The organism is Pseudomonas sp. I2 (assembly GCF_040984075.1).
In the GTDB taxonomy this organism is placed as follows: Bacteria; Pseudomonadota; Gammaproteobacteria; order Pseudomonadales; family Pseudomonadaceae; genus Aquipseudomonas; species Aquipseudomonas guariconensis_B.
On record NZ_JBCGFQ010000197.1, the window covers coordinates 1 to 413 of the forward strand.

At 34.4% G+C, this 413-nt stretch carries 1 protein-coding gene; it reads left to right on the forward strand.

Features of this window, described 5'->3' with window-relative positions:
* On the forward strand, positions 1-328 hold a 328-nt coding region (locus WCE05_RS26230; RefSeq protein WP_368816870.1), incomplete at its 5' end, for a hotdog domain-containing protein.
* Positions 329-413: the final 85 nt, after the last annotated feature.

Sequence of the window (413 nt, forward strand, 5' to 3'; positions counted from 1 at the left end):
ATATATAACAATGAATCAAGATGGAATTACAGTAGAAGTTTCACCACTTTTAATCAATCATTACGGAACAGTAAGTAAAGCGGCATTTGTAAGTATTATAGAAGAAACAATACAATATGAAATGCGTAAATTTAAAAAAGGTAATGTCATGATAGAGAACTTAAATATCGTGTATATTAAAACAGTACATATTGAATCACATATAACAGTGCGCTTTGGCATACTAGACGTCGGAAGAAACTTCGCCAAAATAGAAGTGAACATGCATAGTCAAAACGACAAAGTAGCGAGCGCTCTCGTGATATGCCAAATGTTTGACGAAGTATAGGAACTTAGCAGAGAAAATAGGCATAAGATAGATTTCGCACAAACGTTGGGGCCCAACTTGAACATTATAGTAAGCTGACATTACG